Below are 19,532 nucleotides of genomic sequence, written 5' to 3' on the forward strand. Positions count from 1 at the left end.
AGGATCGGGCTAGTGCACCGCCGTGAAGAATCGCGCGGGCCGAAAACCGGAGAGCCAGGTCCACACCGGCTGGCTGCGCATGCCGAGATCCCAGGAACCGAGCACGGCATCCGCGCGCCCGACCAGATTGTCGATCGGCAAGAGGCCGACGCCGCCGGAGCGCAGCGGCACGCGGCTGTCGGCGGAATTGTCGCGGTTGTCACCGAGCACGAAGAGATGGCCGGCCGGCACCGTGACTTCCTGCGTGTTGTCGAGCGGACCGTTGTCGCGCATCTTGAAGATCAGATGCGACACGCCGTTGGGCAGCGTTTCGACATAGCGATAGGCGGGCTCGCTGCCGCCATTGTCGTCCTCGGCGGCGCCGACGCCATCCGGCTTCAGCTCGGCGGGGCGGTCGTTGATGAAGAGCTGGCCCTGCCGCATCTGGATGCGGTCGCCGGGCAGCCCCACGACGCGCTTGACCCAGGCCTGCGAGCGATCGCCCGGCCAGCGGAACACCACGACGTCGCCTTGCTTCGGCGTCTCGGCGAAGACGCGGCCGCTCTCGGGCAGGTTGATCTGGATCGGCAGCGACGAGGTGCCGTAGCCGTAAGGGAATTTCGAGGCGATCAATGCGTCGCCGATCAGCAGCGTCGGCTCCATCGAGCCCGACGGCACGTAGAACGGCTCGGCCAGCGCGCCCTTGGCGATGAACACGGCGGCGACGATGCCGGCAAGCTGGACGAGTTGCCCCGCCCAGCCGCTGCTCTTCCGCTTGGTGGTGACGGTCACCTTCTCGACACTCATGCGCCCGTTCCACCCACCGTAATGCGCTCCATCAGCAGCGATGGCTGGCCGACGCCGACCGGCACGCCCTGGCCGTTCTTGCCGCAAGTGCCGATGCCGGTATCGAGCGCGAGATCGTTGCCGATCATGCGGATGCGATGCAGGTCTGTCGGCCCGTTGCCGATCAGCATGGCGCCCTTCAAGGGTGCGCCGATCTTGCCGTTCTCGATCTTGTAGGCCTCGGTGCACTGGAACACATATTTGCCCGAGGTGATGTCGACCTGGCCGCCGCCGAAATTCGCGGCAAAGACGCCGTTCTTCACCGAGGCGAGGATTTCGGCCGGATCGCGGTCGCCCGCGAGCATATACGTGTTGGTCATGCGCGGCATCGGCACATGGGCGTAGCCCTGGCGGCGGCCATTGCCGGTCGGCTTCATGTTCATCAGGCGCGCGTTCTGGCGGTCCTGCATGTAGCCGACCAGGACGCCGTCCTCGATCAGCACGGTGCGGTTGGTCGGCGTTCCCTCGTCGTCGATCGAGAGCGAGCCGCGTCTTGAAGCGATCGTGCCGTCATCGACGACAGTCACGCCCTTGGCCGCTACCTGCTGGCCAATCAGGCCGGCGAAAGCAGAGGTCTTCTTGCGGTTGAAGTCGCCTTCGAGACCATGACCGACCGCTTCATGCAGCATCACGCCGGGCCAGCCGGCGCCAAGCACGACGTCCATTTCGCCGGCAGGGGCCGGAATCGATTCCAGATTGACCAGCGCCTCGCGCAGCGCGCCGTCGGCAGCGTCACGCCAGTTCTTGCTCTCGATGAATTCGGCATAGCCGGCGCGGCCGCCATAGCCCTTGCTGCCGCTCTCCTGCCGGTCGCCTTGGCCGGCGACCACCGAAACGTTCACGCGCACCAGCGGGCGGATGTCGCGGTAGCTCTCGCCGTCGGGACGCAGGATCTCGACGACCTGCCAGGTCGCGCCCAGGCTGACGCTGACCTGCCGCACTCGCGGATCCTTGTCGCGCAGATAAGCGTCGATCTCGGCGAGCAGCTTGACCTTGGTCTCGAACCCCGGCGCATCCAGCGGATTATCGTCGGCATAGAGCCGCACATTGGTGTGCGGAGGCGGCGCCGCGAAACTGCCGGAATAGCCGCCGCGCACGGCGGCAACCGCGTCGGCGGCGCGAATCAGCGCCGGCAGCGACACGTCGGAGGAATGCGCGTAGCCGACCGCGTCGTCCTTCACGGCGCGCAGGCCAAAACCCTGCGAGGTGTCATAGGTCGCCTGCTTCAGCCGCCCATTGTCGAACATCAGCGCTTCGGTCTGGCTGTATTCCAGGAACAATTCGCCGTCGTCGGCGCCGGCAAGCCCGCGCGCCACCTCGTGGCGAACCTGGTCGCGGTCGAGATTGGCGCGGTCGAGCAGGGAGGTCGTGGCAGGGTTTGTCATGCGTCCGTCCATTATCGGGGGATGTGGGGCAAGATAATGGTTTCCCGCCGGTTCCGCGAGGGGCCGGGTGTCACATTACGGAAACGATAGGACTTGCTGGCCGCGAGCATCAATCTATCGCCGTCACCCTGAAGGATGACGGGGCTGGCAACTCGGTATTGTGGTCGTCGTCTACGGCAGCTTGTCGTACCCCTCACCCAGCCCGTTCAGGCTGAGCGGGAAGCCGATGCCTTCCTCGGGGGTCTCGAAGATGATGAAGGTCGCGGTCTTGGCGGTGCGGAGCTGGCCGAGCAGCTTGTCGTCCATGACGACCTCGGCAACGCAGCCATTAGGCAGGCAGCGGACAAAACCGGCGCGGCCGACGTCCTGGTTGTCGAGCTTCAGGCCGAGGCCGGAGGGCAGGAGGACGCCGAGCGGGGCGACCACGCGCATCAGCCGGCTCTTCTGGTCGGCGGTCTTCAGCACGATCACGGTGAGGCCGGCATTGGAGCGGTCTTCGGCCACCACGCTCTGGATCAGGGCGCATTGCTCGGTCTGGGCGCCCGGAGGGGTGTCGCAGCGGATCTGCCAGTCGCCATGGACGGAGCGCACCGCGCCCTGCGCATGGGCAAAGCCCGGGAGCGCCAGGAGGACGGCCGCAGCCAGCAGGGCTGCCAGCACCGTGAGGCCGTTAAGCTGCCTTGCCATGCATCTCGAAAGCCCCATCGGGGTCGGTCCCTCTGCTCGCCTGGATCGCTCGCGCTGGTGGACTGATACGGGAATGACGGCGTCTTGAAGGCGATTCCTAAGCAAATTCCGCGCCGCCTCAGCCGCCATCGCCTGCACGAATCAGGTTCCTGCGCGGCCGTCCGCAAGTGCCTACCGCGGGCAATTCCGCTGTCAAGCGGCAGCCTCCCGGGAAACGGCATTTTTGTCTGATGTTGCTGGGAAATATCTTGCGGGTGATGGCTGACAGAGGGGGCTCAAGACTGCATTGCGATAGATCAAGAATTATGGTTTGAGAGGCTTGATTTCGGCGTTCTAGCGATCTGGCCCGAATTCCTCTTAGAGGTATTCTTGAGCGGCGGTTTGTCAGGCGGGCGGATCGAATAAGCATTTCCCGGAAATAGGGGAATGCACTTGGGGTGATTTCGTTAGGGGAGCGCGAACGGCATGAGGATGTCGATGGGTCGGGTGGGCCGGCAATTGCTGGGATTGGCCACTATCGCCTTGGTGGCGGCTGGCATGACGCTGGCGACGGGCGGCGTGGCATTCGCCGAGCTTGGACAACCGGCGCCGTGGGAGTGGACGCTCCAGCAATCCGGCTCCCCGGTGATGGACAACATCGTCTGGTTCCACAACTTCCTGTTCGTGCTGATCACTGTGATCACGCTGTTTGTGCTGGCGCTGCTGGTGATCGTGGTCGTGAAGTTCAACGCGAAGGCCAATCCGGTGCCGTCGCGTACCACTCACAACACGCTGATCGAGGTGGCCTGGACGCTGGTTCCAGTGCTGATCCTGGTCGGCATCGCGGTACCGTCGTTCCGCCTGCTGTTCCTCGAGCTCGACGTGCCGAAGGCGGATCTGACCATCAAGGCCACCGGCAAGCAGTGGTATTGGTCCTACGCCTATCCGGACAACGGCAAGTTCGAATTCGACTCGCTGATGGCCCAGGACAAGCAGCCGCGGCTGCTCGGCGTCGACAACGAGATGGTGGTACCCGTCAACAAAGTGGTCCGGGTTCAGGTGACCGGGGCCGACGTGATTCATGCCTTTGCGCTGCCGGCCTTCGGCGTCAAGATCGACGCCATTCCGGGCCGGCTGAACGAGACCTGGTTCAAGGCCACCAAGACCGGCATGTTTTACGGCCAGTGCTCGGAATTGTGCGGCAAGGACCACGCCTTCATGCCGATCGCCATACGCGTGGTGAGCGACCAGGAGTTCGCCTCCTGGGTTGAAACGGCGAAGAAGAAATACGCGAGCGGCGGCACCAGCACCTACGCCTCCACGGCCGGCCCGACGCAGTGAGCGCCGGGCAAGGGGATTGAAAGCGACATAAAGGGCGGGACCTCCAAAGGTCCGAACGGGACGCAAGGCAGGATTTGAAAATGGCAACGAGCGCAGCGGCACACGGCGATCACGCGCATGAGGAGCACGCCCATCCGACCGGATGGCGGCGCTACGTCTATTCGACCAACCACAAGGACATCGGCACGATGTACCTGATCTTCGCGGTCATCGCCGGCGTCATCGGTGCCGCGATGTCGATCGCGATCCGTGCCGAGCTGATGTATCCGGGCGTGCAGATCTTCCACGAGACGCACACCTACAATGTGTTCGTGACCAGCCACGGCCTGATCATGATCTTCTTCATGGTCATGCCCGCAATGATCGGCGGCTTCGGCAACTGGTTCGTGCCGCTGATGATCGGCGCGCCGGACATGGCGTTCCCGCGCATGAACAACATCTCGTTCTGGCTGCTGCCGGCCTCCTTTGCGCTGCTCCTGATGTCGACCTTCGTCGAGGGCGAGCCGGGTGCGAACGGCGTCGGCGCCGGCTGGACCATGTATGTGCCGCTGTCGAGCTCCGGCCATCCGGGCCCGGCCGTCGATTTCGCGATCCTGTCGCTTCATCTGGCGGGTGCCTCGTCGATCCTCGGCGCCATCAACTTCATCACCACGATCTTCAACATGCGCGCGCCGGGCATGACCCTGCACAAGATGCCGCTGTTCGTGTGGTCGATCCTGGTAACGGTGTTCCTGCTGCTGCTGTCGCTGCCGGTGCTCGCCGGTGCGATCACCATGCTGCTCACCGACCGCAACTTCGGCACCGCCTTCTTTGCACCCGAGGGCGGCGGCGACCCCGTGCTGTTCCAGCATCTGTTCTGGTTCTTCGGCCATCCCGAGGTGTACATCCTGATCCTGCCCGCCTTTGGCATGGTCAGCCAGATCGTCTCGACCTTCTCGCGCAAGCCCGTGTTCGGCTATCTCGGCATGGCCTACGCCATGGTCGCGATCGGCGGCATCGGCTTCGTGGTCTGGGCGCACCACATGTACACGGTCGGCATGTCCTCGGCGACGCAGGCCTATTTCGTCGCCGCTACGATGGTCATCGCGGTTCCGACCGGCGTGAAGATCTTCTCGTGGATCGCCACCATGTGGGGCGGCTCGATCGAGTTCCGCGCGCCGATGATCTGGGCGGTGGGATTCATCTTCCTGTTCACCGTCGGCGGCGTCACCGGCGTCGTGCTGGCGAACGCCGGCGTCGACCGCGTGCTCCAGGAGACCTACTACGTCGTCGCGCACTTCCACTACGTGCTGTCGCTCGGTGCGGTGTTCGGGATCTTCGCCGGCTGGTACTACTGGTTCCCGAAGATGTCGGGCTACATGTACAACGAGACGCTGGCCAAGGCGCACTTCTGGGTCACCTTCATCGGCGTCAATTTGGTGTTCTTCCCGCAGCACTTCCTCGGTCTGTCCGGCATGCCGCGCCGCTATGTCGACTATCCCGACGCGTTTGCCGGCTGGAACCTGATTTCGTCGCTCGGCTCCTACGTCTCCGGCTTCGGCGTGCTGATTTTCCTCTACTGCGTGATCGACGCCTTTGCCCGAAAGGTGCCGGCTGGCGACAATCCCTGGGGGGCGGGTGCGACCACGCTGGAGTGGACGCTGTCCTCGCCGCCGCCCTTCCATCAGTTCGAAGTGCTGCCCCGCGTGCAGTAAGCAAATTGCCGCGGCGCCAGTGATGGCGCCGCGGCTCTACAACGAAGCGAGTCAAATCAAGTGTCCGCCCTCGACCACAACGCCATCGACATCAATCCACGGATCTCCGAGGCGGAGGTCGGCGATTACATCGCGCTGCTCAAGCCGCGGGTGATGTCGCTCGTGATCTTCACCGCGCTGGTCGGGATGGCGATGGCGCCGGGGCATTTCCACCCCGTGCTGGCGATCACCTCGCTGCTCTGCATCGCCGTCGGCGCCGGCGCCTCCGGCGCGCTCAACATGGCGCTCGAAGGCGACATCGACGCAAAGATGTCGCGCACGGCGAACCGGCCGATCCCGCGTGGCCGCATCACCCGGCCCGAGGCGATGGCGTTCGGCATGACGCTCGCCTTCTTCTCAGTGATGACGCTCGGCATCCTCGTCAACTGGATCGCGGGCGCGCTATTGGCCTTCACCATCTTCTTCTACGTCGTGATCTACACGCTACTGCTGAAGCGCTGGACTGCGCAGAACATCGTGATCGGCGGCGCCGCCGGTGCGTTGCCGCCGGTGGTGGCCTGGGCCGCCGTGACTGGCACGGTCGACGTCGAGCCGCTGCTGCTGTTCGCCATCATCTTCTTTTGGACGCCCCCGCACTTCTGGGCGCTGGCGCTGTTCCGCTCCGACGACTACGCCCGCGCCGGCATTCCGATGCTGCCCAACGTCGCCGGTCCCGACGCGACGCGCCTCCAGATCCTGCTCTACACCATCGTGCTGATCGCGGTGGCCGCAGCACCGTGGGCGCTGGGCTATTTCGACGCCATCTACGGCATTACCTCGCTGGTGCTCGGCGCTGGCATGCTGGTCCTCGCCGTCAACGTCTACATTCGCCGCGAGCGCAGCGAATCGCTGCGCGCGACCCGCAAGCTGTTTGCCTTCTCCATCTTTTATCTGTTTGCGCTGTTTGCGACCCTGCTGGCCGAGGTCATGTACCGGGCGCTTGCTCCGATGGCAGGGGGCGCATGATAACGGGTATGGCTGATAAATCCGAGCCAGATGGAATCGTCCTCACCGAGGCGCAGAAAAAGAGCCGTCGTCAACGCTCGATTGCGATCGCGCTCGCGCTCGGCGTGCTCGTGGTGCTGTTTTTCGCCGTCACCATGGTCAAGGGACCGGCAGTGCTAATTCGGCCGATGTAGGAAAGATGGATCAGAAGCCGACCATATCGCGGGATCAGAGCCGGACGGCCACGAAGGGCCGTTTCAGTGGCCTTGGCCGCGACGCGCTGGTCGCCTCGATCTGCGGCGGCGTGGTCGCGTTGATGGTCGGCGCCTCCTACGCGGCGGTGCCGTTCTACAACTGGTTCTGCCGCGCCACCGGCTTCAACGGCACAACCCAGGTCGCGATCTCGGCGCCCACGACCGGCCCGATCGCACGGAAAATCGCGGTGCGGTTCGATTCCAACGTCGCGCCCGGCCTGCCCTGGAAGTTCGAGCCGGAGCAGACCGAGATCGAGGTCAAGATCGGCCAGGTCACCACCGTGTACTACACCGTCACCAACCAGGCCGCGCGTATCACCGCCGGGCAGGCCGCCTACAACGTTGCGCCGCTGACGGTCGGGTCCTATTTCCAGAAGATCAATTGCTTCTGCTTCACCGAGCAGACCATGGCGCCCGGTGAGAAGCGGGAGATGCCGGTGGTGTTCTATGTAGATCCGTCGATCGTCGACGATCAGGAGAATGACGGGCTGAGCACGATCACGCTGTCCTACACGTTCTATCCGGTGCGCGATCCGGTGGTGAAGCCACTCGCATCGGGCAACGACGACAAACGCAAGGGAAATCTCTGACCGCCGGATTCACGCGCCGGGGTTGGAACAAGGGGATAAGTGCCGGACAGGCACGGGATTGAGGAGAGAGACGGCAATGGCCACAGTGCAAGGCAAGCATCACGACTACCATCTGGTCGATCCGTCTCCGTGGCCGGTGGTCGGCTCCATCTCGGCCTTCATTATGGCGGTCGGCGCGATCACCTGGATGCACCACATGCTCTCGGCCGCGCCGATTATCTTCGGTGTCGGCACCGTCGGCGTGATCTACACGATGGCGAGCTGGTGGGGCGACGTGATCAAGGAAGCCCAGTACAAGGGCGATCACACCCGCGTCGTGCAGCTTCATCACCGCTACGGCATGATCCTGTTCATCGCCTCCGAGGTGATGTTCTTCGTTGCCTGGTTCTGGGCCTATTTCAACGCGGCGCTATTCCCGGCCGACGCCGTCCACGCCACCCGCGACGCGGTGTTCGGCTGCGGCCTCGGCACGCAGGCCGGCGCATGCGCCGTACCCGGCACCTGGCCGCCGCATGGCATCGAGACCTTCGATCCCTGGCATCTGCCGCTCCTGAATACGCTGATCCTGCTCACCTCCGGCACCACGGTGACCTGGGCGCATCACGCGCTGCTCGAGGGGGATCGCAAGGGCCTGAAGTACGGGCTGATCCTGACCGTGATCCTGGGCGCGACCTTCACCTGCGTGCAGGCCTATGAGTACAGCCACGCGGCGTTCTCGTTCGGCGGCAACGTCTACGGCGCGACCTTCTTCATGGCGACCGGCTTCCACGGCTTCCATGTGCTGGTCGGCACCATCTTCCTGATCGTGTGCCTGGCGCGCGCCTATGCCGGCCACTTCACGCCGACACAGCACCTCGGTTTCGAGTTCGCCGCCTGGTACTGGCACTTCGTCGACGTGGTGTGGCTGTTCCTGTTCCTCTGCATCTATGTCTGGGGACACGGCGCCGAGACCATGGCGCACGGCGCTCACTGAGCGGCTTGATATCGGATCGAGAGAGGGCGGCCGCAGGGCCGCCCTTTTTCTTTCTACGCGACAGAGGTTCACAGAAACTGTGATAGACTCCGTCATCATGAACGAAACCGCCGGCACATCCGAGACCGAAGTTACTGTCCTGCAGACCGCGCTGCGCGGGCTCGCCTGCAAATGCCCGCGCTGCGGCCAGGGCAAGCTCTATGCGGGTTTCCTGACGCTCGCCCCGGCCTGCGACCGCTGCGGCCTCGACTACGCCTTCATCGATTCCGGCGACGGTCCTGCGATCTTCATCATCATGCTGGCCGGCGCAATCGTGGTCGGCTGCGCGCTCGTCGTCGAGGTCAAGTATCAGCCGCCATACTGGCTGCATGCAGTGCTGTGGCTGCCGCTGATCCTCGCGACCACGCTGCTGCCGCTGCGCGCCATGAAGTCGCTGCTGATCGCGCTGCAATTCCACCACAAGGCGACGCCGGGCCGGCTGGTCGACCGCGCGAAATGAACGAGACTGCGCGCAAGCCCCGCGTGGCCGGTTTCGCGCTGTTCACGCTTTTCCTGACCGCGGTCTTCGTCGCGCTCGGCCTCTGGCAATTGCAGCGCCGCGCGGCCAAGCACGAACTGATCGCCGCACTCACCGAGCGTCTTGCAGACGCGCCGGTGCCGCTGCCGCTGCCGGTGCAATGGGCCGCGTTGAATCCCGCGCGCGACGAATTCCGCCGCGTCAGCTTCAGCGCGACCTATGCCCCCATGCCGGATGCGATGGTGTATTCCCCCGGCTCAGCGGTCCGCACGGATGCCTCGGGCCCGGGCACCTGGGCCTTCCTGCCGGCTCGCCTTGCGACCGGCGAGACGGTCGTGATCGATGCGGGTTTCGTCCAGAACACGATGCAGGACCGCAGCGTCGAGGATCGCGCGGTGAAGAAGCTTGTGACCGGCACGCCGGTCGCGCTCACCGGTTACCTGCGCTTCCCCGAGGCGCCCGGCTCGCTGACACCGGCGGAGAACCGCGACAAGCGGCTCTGGTTCGTGCGCGATCACCTGGCGATTGCAAGCGCGCTTGGCTGGGGCGCTGTCGCGCCATTCTACGTCGACCTGGAGCAACCGGCGCCCGAGAACGGCATTCCCCGCCCAGGGCCACTCGACGTGCATTTGAAGGACGATCATCTGCAATACGCCATCACCTGGTTCATGCTCGCAGGCGCTGTGCTGATCGCGTTCGGCGTCTGGGTGAGAGGACGGCGGCCGGGGCTCAGTCTTCAGTAGGTTCCCGGACGGAACCCGGTATCGCCCGGGGTTTATTATTCAGCGCACATTCACGAATGTGGTCCTAAGCCGCGTCAAATTTTCCGCGGCAGACAGGATTGCGGCGTGAGCGATTTCGATCAGATGGGAATTGTTGTCGACTGGGTGGATGCCTGCCGGAAGGGCGACCTTGCGACACTGCTCGACCTCTACGCCGACGACGCGCAGCTCGAATGCACCTGCAACGGCGCCCAGCGCTATCGCGGCCGAAACGAGCTCGAGAGCTATTGGCGGCCACGGCTGAACGCCTTCTCGTCGGCGGGCTTCGGCCTCGAGGAGATCAATCCCGCGCCCCACGGCATCGATCTCGAATATTCCGTCGCGGGCTCGCTACGCATTCACGCCTCGTTTCGCTTCAGTCCGGAAGGCAAGATCCACCGCACGCTTTGCGAGCCGGCACAACAGAATCCGCACGACGGCTGCGCGTGCTAGCCGGGTGCCGGCGCGTCTCGCGTCGGTTCGACCGGCAGCCGGCAGCGCACATAGGTTTGTTCGTCCGCGCGCAACAATGACAGCGATCCGCTGAGCGCGCGCACACGCTCATGCATGCCGGTCAGGCCGCGGCCGAACACATTGTCCGCGGGAAAGCCGCCGCCGTCGTCGGAGATCTCGATGACGAGCGCATCGCCGGCAATGGCCGCCTGCACATCGGCATTGCTCGCTCCGGCGTGGCGCAACACGTTGGTCAGCGCCTCCTGGATCAGGCGATAGACGGTCTGGGACAGCGGCCCGTCGATGCCGTTGAGCGCAGGATCGATCGTCGCCGTCAGGCTGATATGCGGCGCCTGCTTGCGAAAGTTCCGGAGCAGCGTCTGCACGCTGGTCTCGAGCCCCAATTCCTCGATGTAGAGCGGCCGCAGCCGGTCGAGGATGCGACGGTTGGTCTGTTGCAGCGTCTCGACCGACTGCATCACCTGTTGGGCCGAATTGCCGAGATTTCCCGCTGGTAGAGATGCTTCGATGAGCGCGATCGCGCCGGCGCGGATGCCGAACAACAGCGGGCCGAGCTCGTCGTGCAGTTCGCGGGCGAGGTCGCGGCGTTCGTCGTCCTGGAGCGACACCAGGCGGTGCAACAGGTCGCTATTGTCCTGGCTCAATTGCGCGAGCGTTGCGGCCAGCGCATTGGCCTCCTCGCAGCTTTGCCGGATTTCCAGTGGTCCCCCGATCGGGATCGGCTTTGTATAATCGCCGCGCCGAATCCGCGTCAGGCCATCGGCGAGATCTTGTAGGGGACGCAGGGCCGAGCCGGCGAAGATGTAGGCGATGGTTCCCGTGAGTACCATCAGCACGGTGACGAGGCTGGTCAACGCGAGGAAGCCGATCCATTTCTCGAACAGGTCGGCCGACAGATCAGGCAGGAACACGATATCGCCGACACGCCTGCCGTCGATCACCACCGGAGAGGCGGCGTCCACGTCCGGGAGGGTGAGGAGGTCGATGAACCATTGCGGGACGCTATGCAGGTTGCGCAGTCCGCCCCGCGAGGACGGTGCGGGACCTGCTTCCAGGGCGCGGAATTGGATATCCGAGGAGGTGTCCAGGGAATGGACGAACGCGTCGAGCGTCTGCCGTGGATTGGCCGAGGTACGGAGCGTGTTGTTGAGCGCGGCGGCCAGCGTCCTCGTCGAGCGTCGGCCCGATTCGTTCTCGTCGGCCAGTTGGCTGGTTGCAAAGGCTAGGAGCAGCACACCGCCCATGATGAGCGCAGCCACAAAGCTCACGCCGAGCGGAAGAAACAGTTGCGTCCTGAACGAGAGTCGTTGCCACATTAGGTCAATTCTAACGCGCATCGGCAGGATTTGCTCTTTCCATTTGTTCCCGCCGGTCTATGAGTCGAAAAACACGAGAGCGCGCGATGCAAGATACCGCAAAGCCGGCGACCAGGGTCCTGATCGTCGACGACCATCCCGTGGTGCTGTCCGGTTGCCGCACCCTGTTCGCGTCCGACCACTCGATCCGTATCGACGAGGCGACCGACGCCAAATCCGGGCATCGCGCCTATATCAGCAAGCGGCCCGACGTCACCGTGATCGACATCAGCTTGCCCGACGTCTCCGGCTTCGAGCTGATGCGGCGGATCCGCAAGGATGATCCCGACGCCAAGATCATCATGTTCAGCATGAACGACGATCCGGCCTTCGTGGTGCGGGCAGTCGAGCTGGGGGCGCAGGGCTATGTCTCCAAGGGCGATGACCCCAGGATCCTGCTCAAGGCGGTGCGCAAGGTGGTCGCAGGTGACAATTTCATCTCGCCGCAGCTCGCGGAGGCCGTGACGTTTTCGGGCGCCGCGATCAAGGCCAATCCGGCCTCGCAGATGACGCCGCGGGAGCTCGAGATTCTCCGCCTGCTCGGACGCGGCGACAAGATCGTCGAGGTCGCCGAGGCGCTCGGCATCTCCTACAAAACTGTCGCCAACACGACGTCCCTGCTCAAGCAGAAGCTCGGCGCCAAGAACCATTCCGACCTGATCCGGATCGCCGTGGAAATCGGTATGGGCTGACCTGTCAGGGGCCGAACCGGCTGCTCCAGGATGCAGCCGGTTCGGCCAGTGGACCGTCGCCGCCATGCGGCCGGGCGATGCGTAGCCGACAGCAGACGCCATTCGCCGATACGATGGACCAAGGCCGGCATGCATTCCTGGTCCGGCGCGACACATCCGGAAAAAGTGGCAATGTACGCTACAAATTTGCTGGCGGCAGCCGGTTGCGGCCGTGGCACATCGGGAAAAACAGGAACAATTGCACGGCGTTCACCGTTCTGGCCCTTGACGGCACGATGACAGGCGACGAAAGCTTGCGCGAGCAATTCAACGGGTAGGCGACCCGGAACGAGGCAAGCCGGTCTGCACACATCAACGACAGACCTTCCAAGAGAGAGGGCTGCGGCATTGCCGCAGCCCTTTTTCGTCGAATATGCCCGGATCGGAAGCGGTTTCCCGATGCCGCAAAACCCTCTATGGTGCCGCAAAGCTTCTGGCTGCGAACCAGGAGCATCGTGAAATCAAAGGCTTACGGCTTGTGCTCAGGTGCGGCCGGCCTTTGGAGGGCAGTTTGACTCGTTATATCTCGACCCGGGGCGAGGCCCCCGAACTCGGCTTCTGCGACGTGATGCTCACCGGGCTTGCCCGCGACGGCGGCCTGTACGTGCCGGCGATCTGGCCGCAGCTTTCGGCCGAGACGATCGCCGGTTTTTTCGGCCGCCCCTATTGGGAGGTTGCCGTCGAAATCATCCGCCCTTTTGCCGGCGGCGAGATCACGGACGCCGAGCTCGGCCGCATGGCGAACGAGGCCTATGCCACCTTCCGCCATCCGGCCGTGGTGCCGCTGCGCCAGATGTCGCCGCACCAGTTCGTGCTGGAGCTGTTCCACGGTCCGACGCTCGCCTTCAAGGACGTGGCGATGCAGCTGATCTCGCGGCTGATGGACCACGTGCTGGCCAAGCGGGGCCAGCGCACCACCATCGTGGTCGCGACCTCCGGCGACACCGGGGGCGCCGCGGTCGAAGCCTTTTCAGGCCTCGAGAATGTCGATCTCATCGTGCTGTTCCCGCACGGCCGCATCTCCGAGGTGCAGCAGCGGATGATGACGACGACGGGCGCGCCCAATGTACATGCGCTGGCCGTCGAAGGCACGTTCGACGACTGCCAGGCGCTCGTGAAAGCGATGTTCAACAACCACCGCTTCCGGGATGCGACGGCGCTCTCCGGCGTCAATTCCATCAATTGGGCGCGCATCGTTGCCCAGGTGGTCTACTACTTCACTTCCGCCGTTGCCGTCGGTGCTCCGGCGCGCGCGGTGGACTTCATCGTGCCCACCGGCAATTTCGGCGACATCTTTGCGGGTTACGCGGCCAAGCGCATGGGCCTTCCCGTCCGCACCCTGCGCATCGCCGCCAACGTCAACGACATCCTCGCGCGTACGCTCAAGACCGGAATCTACGAGGTGCGCGAGGTGCATGCGACTGCGTCGCCCTCGATGGACATCCAGATATCCTCGAATTTCGAGCGGCTGCTGTTCGAGGCCGGCCGGCGCGATGCGGCCGGCGTTCGCCGTCTGATGGATTCGCTGAAACAGTCCGGGCGCTTCGTGCTGCCCGACGCGACGCTGGCGGCGATCCGCCAGGAGTTTGACGCCGGGCGCGCCGACGAGACCGAAACCGCGGCTGCGATTCGCGCCGCCTGGCGGGAGGCCGGCGAGCTCGTCGATCCCCATACGGCAGTGGCGCTCGCGGTCGCCGATCGTGACACCACTGATACGACCGTGCCCAATATCGTGCTCTCGACCGCCCATCCGGCCAAATTCCCCGATGCTGTCGAGGCGGCCTGCGGCCAGCGACCGCAACTGCCGGCCTGGCTCGACGGTCTGATGACCAAATCCGAACACATGAAGGTGATGAAGAACGATCAGGCCGAGATCGAGCGGTTCGTGCTGTCGGTCAGCCGCGCCGCAAAACAAGGAGTTGCCGGATGAGCGTCGAAATCTCCAAGCTTGCCTCCGGCCTCACCGTCGTCACCGACAAGATGCCTCATCTCGAGACCGCGTCGCTCGGCGTCTGGGCCGGCGTCGGCGGACGCGACGAGAAGCCGAACGAGCACGGCATCTCGCATCTTCTGGAGCACATGGCGTTCAAGGGCACGACGAAGCGCTCCTCGCGCGAGATCGTCGAGGAGATCGAGGCGGTCGGCGGCGACCTCAATGCCGGCACCTCGACCGAGACGACGTCCTATTATGCGCGGGTGCTGAAGGCCGACGTCCCGCTCGCGCTCGACGTGCTCGCCGACATCCTCGCCAATCCCGCCTTCGAGCCGGAGGAGCTGGAGCGCGAGAAGAACGTCATCGTGCAGGAGATCGGTGCTGCGCAGGACACGCCCGACGACGTCGTGTTCGAGCACCTCAACGAGCTCTGTTATCCCGATCAGCCGATGGGGCGGTCGCTGCTTGGCACCGCGAAGACCTTGCGTGCCTTCGACCGCGATTCGCTACGAGGTTACCTGTCGTCTCATTATCGCGGACCCGACATGGTGGTGGCGGCAGCCGGCGCGGTCGATCACAAGCAGGTCGTTGCCGAGGTCGAGAAGCGCTTTGCGAGCTTCGAAGCGACCCCGGGCCCGAAGCCGCAATCGGCACAGTTCGGCAAGGGTGGTGTCAAGGTGGTGCATCGCGAGCTCGAGCAGGCGCATCTGACGCTGGCGCTGGAGGGCGTGCCGCAGACCGATTTGTCGCTGTTCTCGCTCCAGGTCTTCACCAACATCCTCGGCGGCGGGATGTCGTCGCGGCTATTCCAGGAGGTGCGCGAGAAGCGCGGCCTCTGCTACTCGATCTACAGCTTCCACGCGCCGTACACCGATACCGGCTTCTTCGGCCTCTACACCGGCACCGATCCCGCCGATGCCCCCGAGATGATGGAGGTGGTGGTCGACATCATGAATGATTCGGTGGAGACCCTGACCGAGGCTGAGATCGCGCGTGCCAAGGCGCAGATGAAGGCCGGCCTCCTGATGGCGCTGGAGAGTTGCTCTTCGCGCGCCGAGCAGCTCGCCCGGCACGTGCTGGCCTATGGGCGGCCCCAGACGGTGGAGGAGCTGGTGGCCCGGATCGACGCCGTCAGCGTCGAATCGACCCGCGACGCGGCGCGTGCACTGCTTTCGCGTAGCCGCCCCGCGGTTGTTGCATTGGGCAGCGGCAGGGGTCTGGACACGGCGGTGTCTTTTGCGGAAGGATTGACGCGGGCGCGCGCCAAGGCGCGGCTGCATTAGGAGCCGCGCACGGCCCCCGCCCCGGGAAGCATCACCATGGCCCTGTTTCGCCTGCCTTCCAGTGGACCCGCCGCCCTCGCGCCGCGCGGCAACGGTCTGTTACTGCGCGCGCCGCAGATGTCGGACTTCCTGCAATGGGCCCACCTGCGCGAGACCAGCCGCGACTACCTCACGCCCTGGGAGCCGATCTGGCCGTCGGACGATCTCACCCGGTCCGGCTTCCGCCGCCGCCTGCGCCGCTATTCCGAGGACATCGCCGCGGACCGCTCCTATCCCTTTCTGGTGTTCCGGGAGCTCGACGGCGCCATGGTCGGCGGCATCACGCTGGCCAATGTCCGGCGCGGCATCGTGCAGGCCGGCACCATCGGCTACTGGATCGGCCAACCCCATGCCCATCGCGGCTACATGACGGCCGCGCTGCGGGTGCTGCTGCCGACGCTGTTCGGTGAGCTCAATCTGCACCGGGTCGAGGCTGCCTGCATCCCCACCAATGCGCCCTCGATCCGGGTGCTGGAAAAATGCGGCTTCTCCCGCGAGGGGCTGGCGCGCCGCTATCTCTGCATCAACGGGATCTGGCAGGACCACCTGTTGTTCGGCTTGCTGCACGAGGATTTCCGCGGCTGAGCCGCGGGCTTTATGCAACGCGGGGGGCGGCTCTGCTGCCGTCTCGTTTCCTGCCTTCTCGCTTCCGGCCTTCTCGTTTCCGGCCTTGGGATCGCCGATTTTGGCGATATAACGCGCAACCAGCCGGCGATTGTGCCGGGACGTTGTTCACGGAGTACAGGCGTTCATGAAGGAGCTTCGATCATTGCGGAATGCGCTGCGGCGAGGTCCGGTGATCGCACTGGCGCTGTCGGTTTCGTGTGCGACGGTCTCGCCGGTCGCGGCACAGTCGCTGACCGACCGCTTCAAGGGCCTGTTCGGTGGCAAGTCCGACGAGCCGGCCCAGAGCAAGCCGGCGCCTGCGCCCGGCCAGCCGGCGGCCGATGACGACGTCGATTGCCCGCAGGTCACGGTGCGCGCCGGGGCGTCCACCTATGCGGTCGGCTCCTCGGGCAAGCAAGCCGTCGGCAATGACGTGCGTTTCCAGGCTTCCATCACCAAGATGGCGCGCGAATGCGTCCGCAGCGGAGGCGACATCACCGTGCGCATCGGCATCCAGGGCCGCGTCATCGCCGGCCCCGCCGGCGCGCCGACCTCGGTCGACGTCCCCTTGCGTGTCGCCGTGGTGCAGGGCGGCGTCGGCGAGAAGGTGATCGCCTCGAAGGCCTACCGGACCACCGTCGAGATGTCGGAGGGCGGCAGCGTACCCTTCACCTTCGTCGCCGAGGATTTGGCATACCCGATGCCCTCGGCCGCGGTTGCGGATTCCTACATCTTCTATGTCGGTTTCGATCCGCAGTCGCTGTCGCCCGAGCCGAAGGCGCGGGGGAAGAAGAAGTAGCGCATAGCCCGATGCGCGTTTGGGCGGCAGGCCGTTCGCAAACTCGTCATGCCCGGGACAAGCCCGGCTATGACGATAGGGAAGCATCTTGCCCAACAAAAAAAGCCGGCGCTTTCGCGCCGGCTTTTTTGATTGATGAAGACAAAACCCTCAGTTCAGCTTCTGCCGGACTTCGGTGATGCCCTTGGCAAGCAGGTCGTCGGCGACCTGGCCCTTGACCGACTGCGACAGGATGGTGGAGGCGGCCTGGACGGCGGCTTCCGCGGCTGCGGCGCGGACATCGGCAAGCGCCTGGGCCTCGGCGAGCGCGATCTTGCCCTCCGCGGTTTTGGTGCGGCGGGTGACGAAATCTTCCATCTTCGCCTTGGCGTCGGCCGCGATGCGCTCGGCCTCGGCCCTGGCGTTGGCGATGATGTCGGCAGCCTCGCGCTCGGCCGTGGCGCTGCGCGCCTTGTAGTCGGCCAGCACCTTGGCGGCTTCCTGCTTGAGACGCGTCGCGTCGTCGAGTTCGGCCTTGATGCGGGCGGCGCGATGATCGAGCGTCGTCAGCACGGTCTTGTGGATCCCGAGATAGGCGAACACGACCATCAGGATCACGAAGGCGACGGCGACCCAAAATTCAGGTTCGAAGAACATATCGACTAACCCTTCAAGGACGCGTCAACGGCGGCATTGACCGACGCAGCGTCTGGAACGACACCCGTGAGCCGCTGCACGATCGTGCCTGCCGCATCGGCCGCGATGCCGCGGACGTTGCTCATGGCAGCCGTGCGGGTCGAGGCGATGGTCTTCTCCGCCCCGGCTAGCTTGGCCGCCAACTGCTCTTCCAGCGCCTTGCGCTCGGCTTCCGCCTGAGCGTTCAGCTTGTCGCGGGTCTCGTTGCCGATCGCCTGTGCCCGCGCGCGCGCCGAAGCGAGCTCGCCTTCATAGGCCTTCAGCGCCGCGTCGGACTGGTCCTTCAGTTTCTGCGCCTCGGCGAGGTCGCCCTCGATCTTGTTCTGACGCGCCTCGATCGCACCGCCGATACGCGGCAGAGCGAGCTTTGACACGATCACATAAAGCACGACGAAGAAGATCGCGAGCGACACCAATTGCGAAGCAAAGGTGCTGCTCTCGAACGGCGGAAAGCCGCCACCGTGGTGACCACCGTCAGCCTCGGTGTGAGCGCCCGCCGCCGGACCTTTTGCGCCGCCATGACTTTCAGCCATGGAGTACTCCTTTGCTGTCATGCGCGCCGCTTCGGTTGAAGCGGCGCGAAGCACGTCCTCAGAGCGGAACGAACAGCAGCAGCAGCGCGATCAGCAGCGAGAAGATGCCGAGCGCTTCGGTCACGGCGAAGCCGAAGATCAGGTTGCCGAACTGGCCCTGAGCGGCCGACGGGTTGCGAACCGCTGCGGCGAGATAGTTGCCGAAGATCACGCCCACGCCGACGCCCGCACCGCCCATGCCGATGCACGCGATACCCGCGCCGATAAGTTTTGCTGCTGCCGGATCCATTTTTGACTCCTTGGAAGAAAGATTGGGTTGTGGGTGGGAATTCCCCGGACCGCTCAGTGTCCCGGATGAATGGCGTCGTTGAGGTAGATGCAGGTCAGGATCGCGAACACATAGGCCTGGAGGAACGCGACCAGCAGCTCCAGCGAGGTCAGCGCGACCGTGAGCGCCAGCGGCAGCACGCCACCGATCCAGCCGACGGCGCCGAGCGAGAAGCCGAGCATGGCGACGAAGCCCGCGAACACCTTCAGCGCGATGTGGCCGGCCAGCATGTTGGCAAAGAGACGGACGCTGTGGGAGACCGGCCGCAGGAAGAACGACAGGATCTCGATGAACATGACCAGCGGCAGGATGTAGATGGGGACGCCGTGGGGAACGAAAATCTTGAAGAATTTCAGGCCGTTCTTGTAGATGCCGTAGATCAGGACGGTGAAGAAGACCAGCAGCGCAAGCGCCGCGGTGACGATCAGATGGCTCGAGATCGTGAACGTGTAGGGGATGATGCCGACCAGGTTCGAGACGCAGATGAACATGAACAGCGAGAAGATCAGCGGGAAGAACTTCATGCCTTCCGCGCCGGCGGTCGAACGGATGGTCGAAGCCACGAACTCGTAGGAGATCTCGGCGACCGACTGGAGGCGCCCGGGAACGAGCTGGGTGCCGCTGGCGAGCATCAGGAGCGAGATCACCGCCACCGCCACCAGCATGTACAGCGATGAATTGGTGAAGGCGATCGTGTGATTGCCGATATGGCCGATCGTGAAGAGAGGCTCGATGTTGAACTGGTGGATCGGATCGATTTTCATCAGCGCGGCATCTCTTGGTCTG

Annotated in this window: 23 protein-coding genes; 14 read left to right on the forward strand and 9 right to left on the reverse strand. The window is 64.7% G+C overall.

Going from position 1 to position 19,532, the window contains the following annotated elements:
* Window positions 1-9: 9 nt before the first annotated feature.
* From lepB to IVB18_RS02790, 3 genes are all read right to left on the reverse strand, one after another.
* Window positions 10-786, reverse strand: a complete 777-nt coding sequence (gene lepB / locus IVB18_RS02780) for a signal peptidase I (protein ID WP_247987815.1) — start codon at window positions 784-786, stop codon at window positions 10-12.
* Complete coding sequence (tldD, locus tag IVB18_RS02785) at window positions 783-2,210, reverse strand: metalloprotease TldD (protein ID WP_247987816.1); 1,428 nt, start codon at window positions 2,208-2,210, stop codon at window positions 783-785. Before tldD ends, lepB begins: the two co-directional genes overlap by 4 nt.
* A 171-nt stretch (window positions 2,211-2,381) precedes the next feature.
* The gene (locus tag IVB18_RS02790) at window positions 2,382-2,915 is read right to left on the reverse strand and encodes an invasion associated locus B family protein (protein ID WP_247987817.1); all 534 of its coding nucleotides are present in this window, start codon (window positions 2,913-2,915) and stop codon (window positions 2,382-2,384) included.
* Window positions 2,916-3,362: 447 nt separating this feature from the next.
* Here IVB18_RS02790 and coxB point away from each other — a divergent pair, with 447 nt between their 5' ends.
* The 9 genes from coxB (at window position 3,363) to IVB18_RS02835 (ending at window position 10,443) form a co-directional block, all read left to right on the forward strand.
* On the forward strand, window positions 3,363-4,217 hold the full coding sequence (coxB, locus tag IVB18_RS02795; RefSeq protein WP_247987818.1) for a cytochrome c oxidase subunit II: 855 nt from the start codon (window positions 3,363-3,365) through the stop codon (window positions 4,215-4,217).
* An 80-nt stretch (window positions 4,218-4,297) separates the two neighbouring features.
* Window positions 4,298-5,911, forward strand: a complete 1,614-nt coding sequence (gene ctaD / locus IVB18_RS02800; RefSeq protein ID WP_247987819.1) for a cytochrome c oxidase subunit I — start codon at window positions 4,298-4,300, stop codon at window positions 5,909-5,911.
* Window positions 5,912-5,971: 60 nt separating this feature from the next.
* Window positions 5,972-6,916 (forward strand): heme o synthase, encoded by a 945-nt coding sequence (locus IVB18_RS02805; protein WP_247987820.1) that lies wholly within the window; start codon window positions 5,972-5,974, stop codon window positions 6,914-6,916.
* On the forward strand, window positions 6,913-7,089 hold the full coding sequence (locus IVB18_RS02810; protein WP_247987821.1) for a CoxF protein: 177 nt from the start codon (window positions 6,913-6,915) through the stop codon (window positions 7,087-7,089). Before IVB18_RS02805 ends, IVB18_RS02810 begins: the two co-directional genes overlap by 4 nt.
* 5 nt (window positions 7,090-7,094) lie before the next feature.
* Window positions 7,095-7,739 carry a cytochrome c oxidase assembly protein gene (locus IVB18_RS02815; protein ID WP_247987822.1) on the forward strand — a complete coding sequence of 215 codons (645 nt, stop codon included), beginning with the start codon at window positions 7,095-7,097 and terminating at the stop codon, window positions 7,737-7,739.
* A gap of 76 nt (window positions 7,740-7,815) precedes the next feature.
* Entirely contained in the window at window positions 7,816-8,712 is an 897-nt protein-coding gene (locus IVB18_RS02820) for a cytochrome c oxidase subunit 3 (protein WP_247987823.1), read from the forward strand.
* 97 nt (window positions 8,713-8,809) lie between these two features.
* A complete protein-coding gene (locus tag IVB18_RS02825; protein ID WP_247987824.1) occupies window positions 8,810-9,211 on the forward strand; it encodes a DUF983 domain-containing protein in 402 nt (133 codons plus the stop codon).
* A complete protein-coding gene (locus IVB18_RS02830) occupies window positions 9,208-9,972 on the forward strand; it encodes an SURF1 family protein (protein ID WP_247987825.1) in 765 nt (254 codons plus the stop codon). The genes IVB18_RS02825 and IVB18_RS02830 overlap by 4 nt, the downstream gene beginning before the upstream one ends.
* 105 nt (window positions 9,973-10,077) lie before the next feature.
* The gene (locus IVB18_RS02835; protein WP_247987826.1) at window positions 10,078-10,443 is read left to right on the forward strand and encodes a nuclear transport factor 2 family protein; all 366 of its coding nucleotides are present in this window, start codon (window positions 10,078-10,080) and stop codon (window positions 10,441-10,443) included.
* Here IVB18_RS02835 and IVB18_RS02840 read toward each other — a convergent pair.
* Window positions 10,440-11,780 carry a histidine kinase gene (locus IVB18_RS02840; RefSeq protein ID WP_247987827.1) on the reverse strand — a complete coding sequence of 447 codons (1,341 nt, stop codon included), beginning with the start codon at window positions 11,778-11,780 and terminating at the stop codon, window positions 10,440-10,442. The genes IVB18_RS02835 and IVB18_RS02840 overlap by 4 nt on opposite strands.
* Window positions 11,781-11,866: 86 nt before the next feature.
* Here IVB18_RS02840 and IVB18_RS02845 point away from each other — a divergent pair, with 86 nt between their 5' ends.
* The gene (locus tag IVB18_RS02845) at window positions 11,867-12,511 is read left to right on the forward strand and encodes a response regulator transcription factor (protein ID WP_247987828.1); all 645 of its coding nucleotides are present in this window, start codon (window positions 11,867-11,869) and stop codon (window positions 12,509-12,511) included.
* 178 nt (window positions 12,512-12,689) lie between these two features.
* Here the strand turns inward: IVB18_RS02845 and IVB18_RS02850 are convergent, their stop codons facing one another.
* Window positions 12,690-13,004, reverse strand: a complete 315-nt coding sequence (locus IVB18_RS02850; RefSeq protein ID WP_247987829.1) for a hypothetical protein — start codon at window positions 13,002-13,004, stop codon at window positions 12,690-12,692.
* Window positions 13,005-13,061: 57 nt separating this feature from the next.
* Between IVB18_RS02850 and thrC the strand changes: the two genes are divergently transcribed.
* The 4 genes from thrC to IVB18_RS02870 all read left to right on the forward strand — a co-directional run bounded on the left by thrC (window position 13,062) and on the right by IVB18_RS02870 (window position 17,210).
* Window positions 13,062-14,480, forward strand: coding sequence for a threonine synthase (gene thrC / locus IVB18_RS02855; protein WP_247987830.1), 1,419 nt, complete (start codon window positions 13,062-13,064; stop codon window positions 14,478-14,480).
* Complete coding sequence (locus IVB18_RS02860; protein ID WP_247987831.1) at window positions 14,477-15,766, forward strand: pitrilysin family protein; 1,290 nt, start codon at window positions 14,477-14,479, stop codon at window positions 15,764-15,766. The genes thrC and IVB18_RS02860 overlap by 4 nt, the downstream gene beginning before the upstream one ends.
* A 36-nt stretch (window positions 15,767-15,802) precedes the next feature.
* A complete protein-coding gene (locus IVB18_RS02865) occupies window positions 15,803-16,390 on the forward strand; it encodes a GNAT family protein (protein ID WP_247987832.1) in 588 nt (195 codons plus the stop codon).
* Between the two features lie 166 nt (window positions 16,391-16,556).
* On the forward strand, window positions 16,557-17,210 hold the full coding sequence (locus IVB18_RS02870) for a hypothetical protein (protein ID WP_247987833.1): 654 nt from the start codon (window positions 16,557-16,559) through the stop codon (window positions 17,208-17,210).
* A 150-nt stretch (window positions 17,211-17,360) separates the two neighbouring features.
* Here the strand turns inward: IVB18_RS02870 and IVB18_RS02875 are convergent, their stop codons facing one another.
* The 4 genes from IVB18_RS02875 to IVB18_RS02890 are packed head-to-tail and all read right to left on the reverse strand — an operon-like array spanning window position 17,361 to window position 19,510.
* Window positions 17,361-17,846 carry an ATP F0F1 synthase subunit B gene (locus tag IVB18_RS02875; protein WP_247987834.1) on the reverse strand — a complete coding sequence of 162 codons (486 nt, stop codon included), beginning with the start codon at window positions 17,844-17,846 and terminating at the stop codon, window positions 17,361-17,363.
* Between the two features lie 5 nt (window positions 17,847-17,851).
* The gene (locus tag IVB18_RS02880) at window positions 17,852-18,439 is read right to left on the reverse strand and encodes a F0F1 ATP synthase subunit B (RefSeq protein ID WP_256476688.1); all 588 of its coding nucleotides are present in this window, start codon (window positions 18,437-18,439) and stop codon (window positions 17,852-17,854) included.
* A 37-nt stretch (window positions 18,440-18,476) separates the two neighbouring features.
* On the reverse strand, window positions 18,477-18,707 hold the full coding sequence (locus tag IVB18_RS02885) for a F0F1 ATP synthase subunit C (RefSeq protein WP_007599451.1): 231 nt from the start codon (window positions 18,705-18,707) through the stop codon (window positions 18,477-18,479).
* A 53-nt stretch (window positions 18,708-18,760) separates the two neighbouring features.
* Window positions 18,761-19,510, reverse strand: coding sequence for a F0F1 ATP synthase subunit A (locus tag IVB18_RS02890; RefSeq protein WP_247987836.1), 750 nt, complete (start codon window positions 19,508-19,510; stop codon window positions 18,761-18,763).
* Window positions 19,511-19,532 lie beyond the last annotated feature (22 nt).

Source organism: Bradyrhizobium sp. 186 (assembly GCF_023101685.1).
GTDB lineage: Bacteria > Pseudomonadota > Alphaproteobacteria > Rhizobiales > Xanthobacteraceae > Bradyrhizobium.

Coding starts and splice junctions, on each gene's coding strand:
- ctaD (WP_247987819.1), top strand. CDS start 4,298: ATGGCAACGAGCGCAGCGGCACACGGCGATCACGCGCATGAGGAGCAC.
- IVB18_RS02890 (WP_247987836.1), bottom strand. CDS start 19,510: ATGAAAATCGATCCGATCCACCAGTTCAACATCGAGCCTCTCTTCACG.
- IVB18_RS02810 (WP_247987821.1), top strand. CDS start 6,913: ATGATAACGGGTATGGCTGATAAATCCGAGCCAGATGGAATCGTCCTC.
- IVB18_RS02815 (WP_247987822.1), top strand. CDS start 7,095: ATGGATCAGAAGCCGACCATATCGCGGGATCAGAGCCGGACGGCCACG.
- IVB18_RS02870 (WP_247987833.1), top strand. CDS start 16,557: ATGAAGGAGCTTCGATCATTGCGGAATGCGCTGCGGCGAGGTCCGGTG.
- IVB18_RS02790 (WP_247987817.1), bottom strand. CDS start 2,915: ATGGGGCTTTCGAGATGCATGGCAAGGCAGCTTAACGGCCTCACGGTG.
- IVB18_RS02830 (WP_247987825.1), top strand. CDS start 9,208: ATGAACGAGACTGCGCGCAAGCCCCGCGTGGCCGGTTTCGCGCTGTTC.
- IVB18_RS02850 (WP_247987829.1), bottom strand. CDS start 13,004: ATGCTCCTGGTTCGCAGCCAGAAGCTTTGCGGCACCATAGAGGGTTTT.
- tldD (WP_247987816.1), bottom strand. CDS start 2,210: ATGACAAACCCTGCCACGACCTCCCTGCTCGACCGCGCCAATCTCGAC.
- IVB18_RS02865 (WP_247987832.1), top strand. CDS start 15,803: ATGGCCCTGTTTCGCCTGCCTTCCAGTGGACCCGCCGCCCTCGCGCCG.
- IVB18_RS02840 (WP_247987827.1), bottom strand. CDS start 11,780: ATGTGGCAACGACTCTCGTTCAGGACGCAACTGTTTCTTCCGCTCGGC.
- IVB18_RS02880 (WP_256476688.1), bottom strand. CDS start 18,439: ATGACAGCAAAGGAGTACTCCATGGCTGAAAGTCATGGCGGCGCAAAA.
- IVB18_RS02820 (WP_247987823.1), top strand. CDS start 7,816: ATGGCCACAGTGCAAGGCAAGCATCACGACTACCATCTGGTCGATCCG.
- coxB (WP_247987818.1), top strand. CDS start 3,363: ATGAGGATGTCGATGGGTCGGGTGGGCCGGCAATTGCTGGGATTGGCC.
- IVB18_RS02845 (WP_247987828.1), top strand. CDS start 11,867: ATGCAAGATACCGCAAAGCCGGCGACCAGGGTCCTGATCGTCGACGAC.
- IVB18_RS02825 (WP_247987824.1), top strand. CDS start 8,810: ATGAACGAAACCGCCGGCACATCCGAGACCGAAGTTACTGTCCTGCAG.
- lepB (WP_247987815.1), bottom strand. CDS start 786: ATGAGTGTCGAGAAGGTGACCGTCACCACCAAGCGGAAGAGCAGCGGC.
- IVB18_RS02875 (WP_247987834.1), bottom strand. CDS start 17,846: ATGTTCTTCGAACCTGAATTTTGGGTCGCCGTCGCCTTCGTGATCCTG.
- IVB18_RS02860 (WP_247987831.1), top strand. CDS start 14,477: ATGAGCGTCGAAATCTCCAAGCTTGCCTCCGGCCTCACCGTCGTCACC.
- IVB18_RS02885 (WP_007599451.1), bottom strand. CDS start 18,707: ATGGATCCGGCAGCAGCAAAACTTATCGGCGCGGGTATCGCGTGCATC.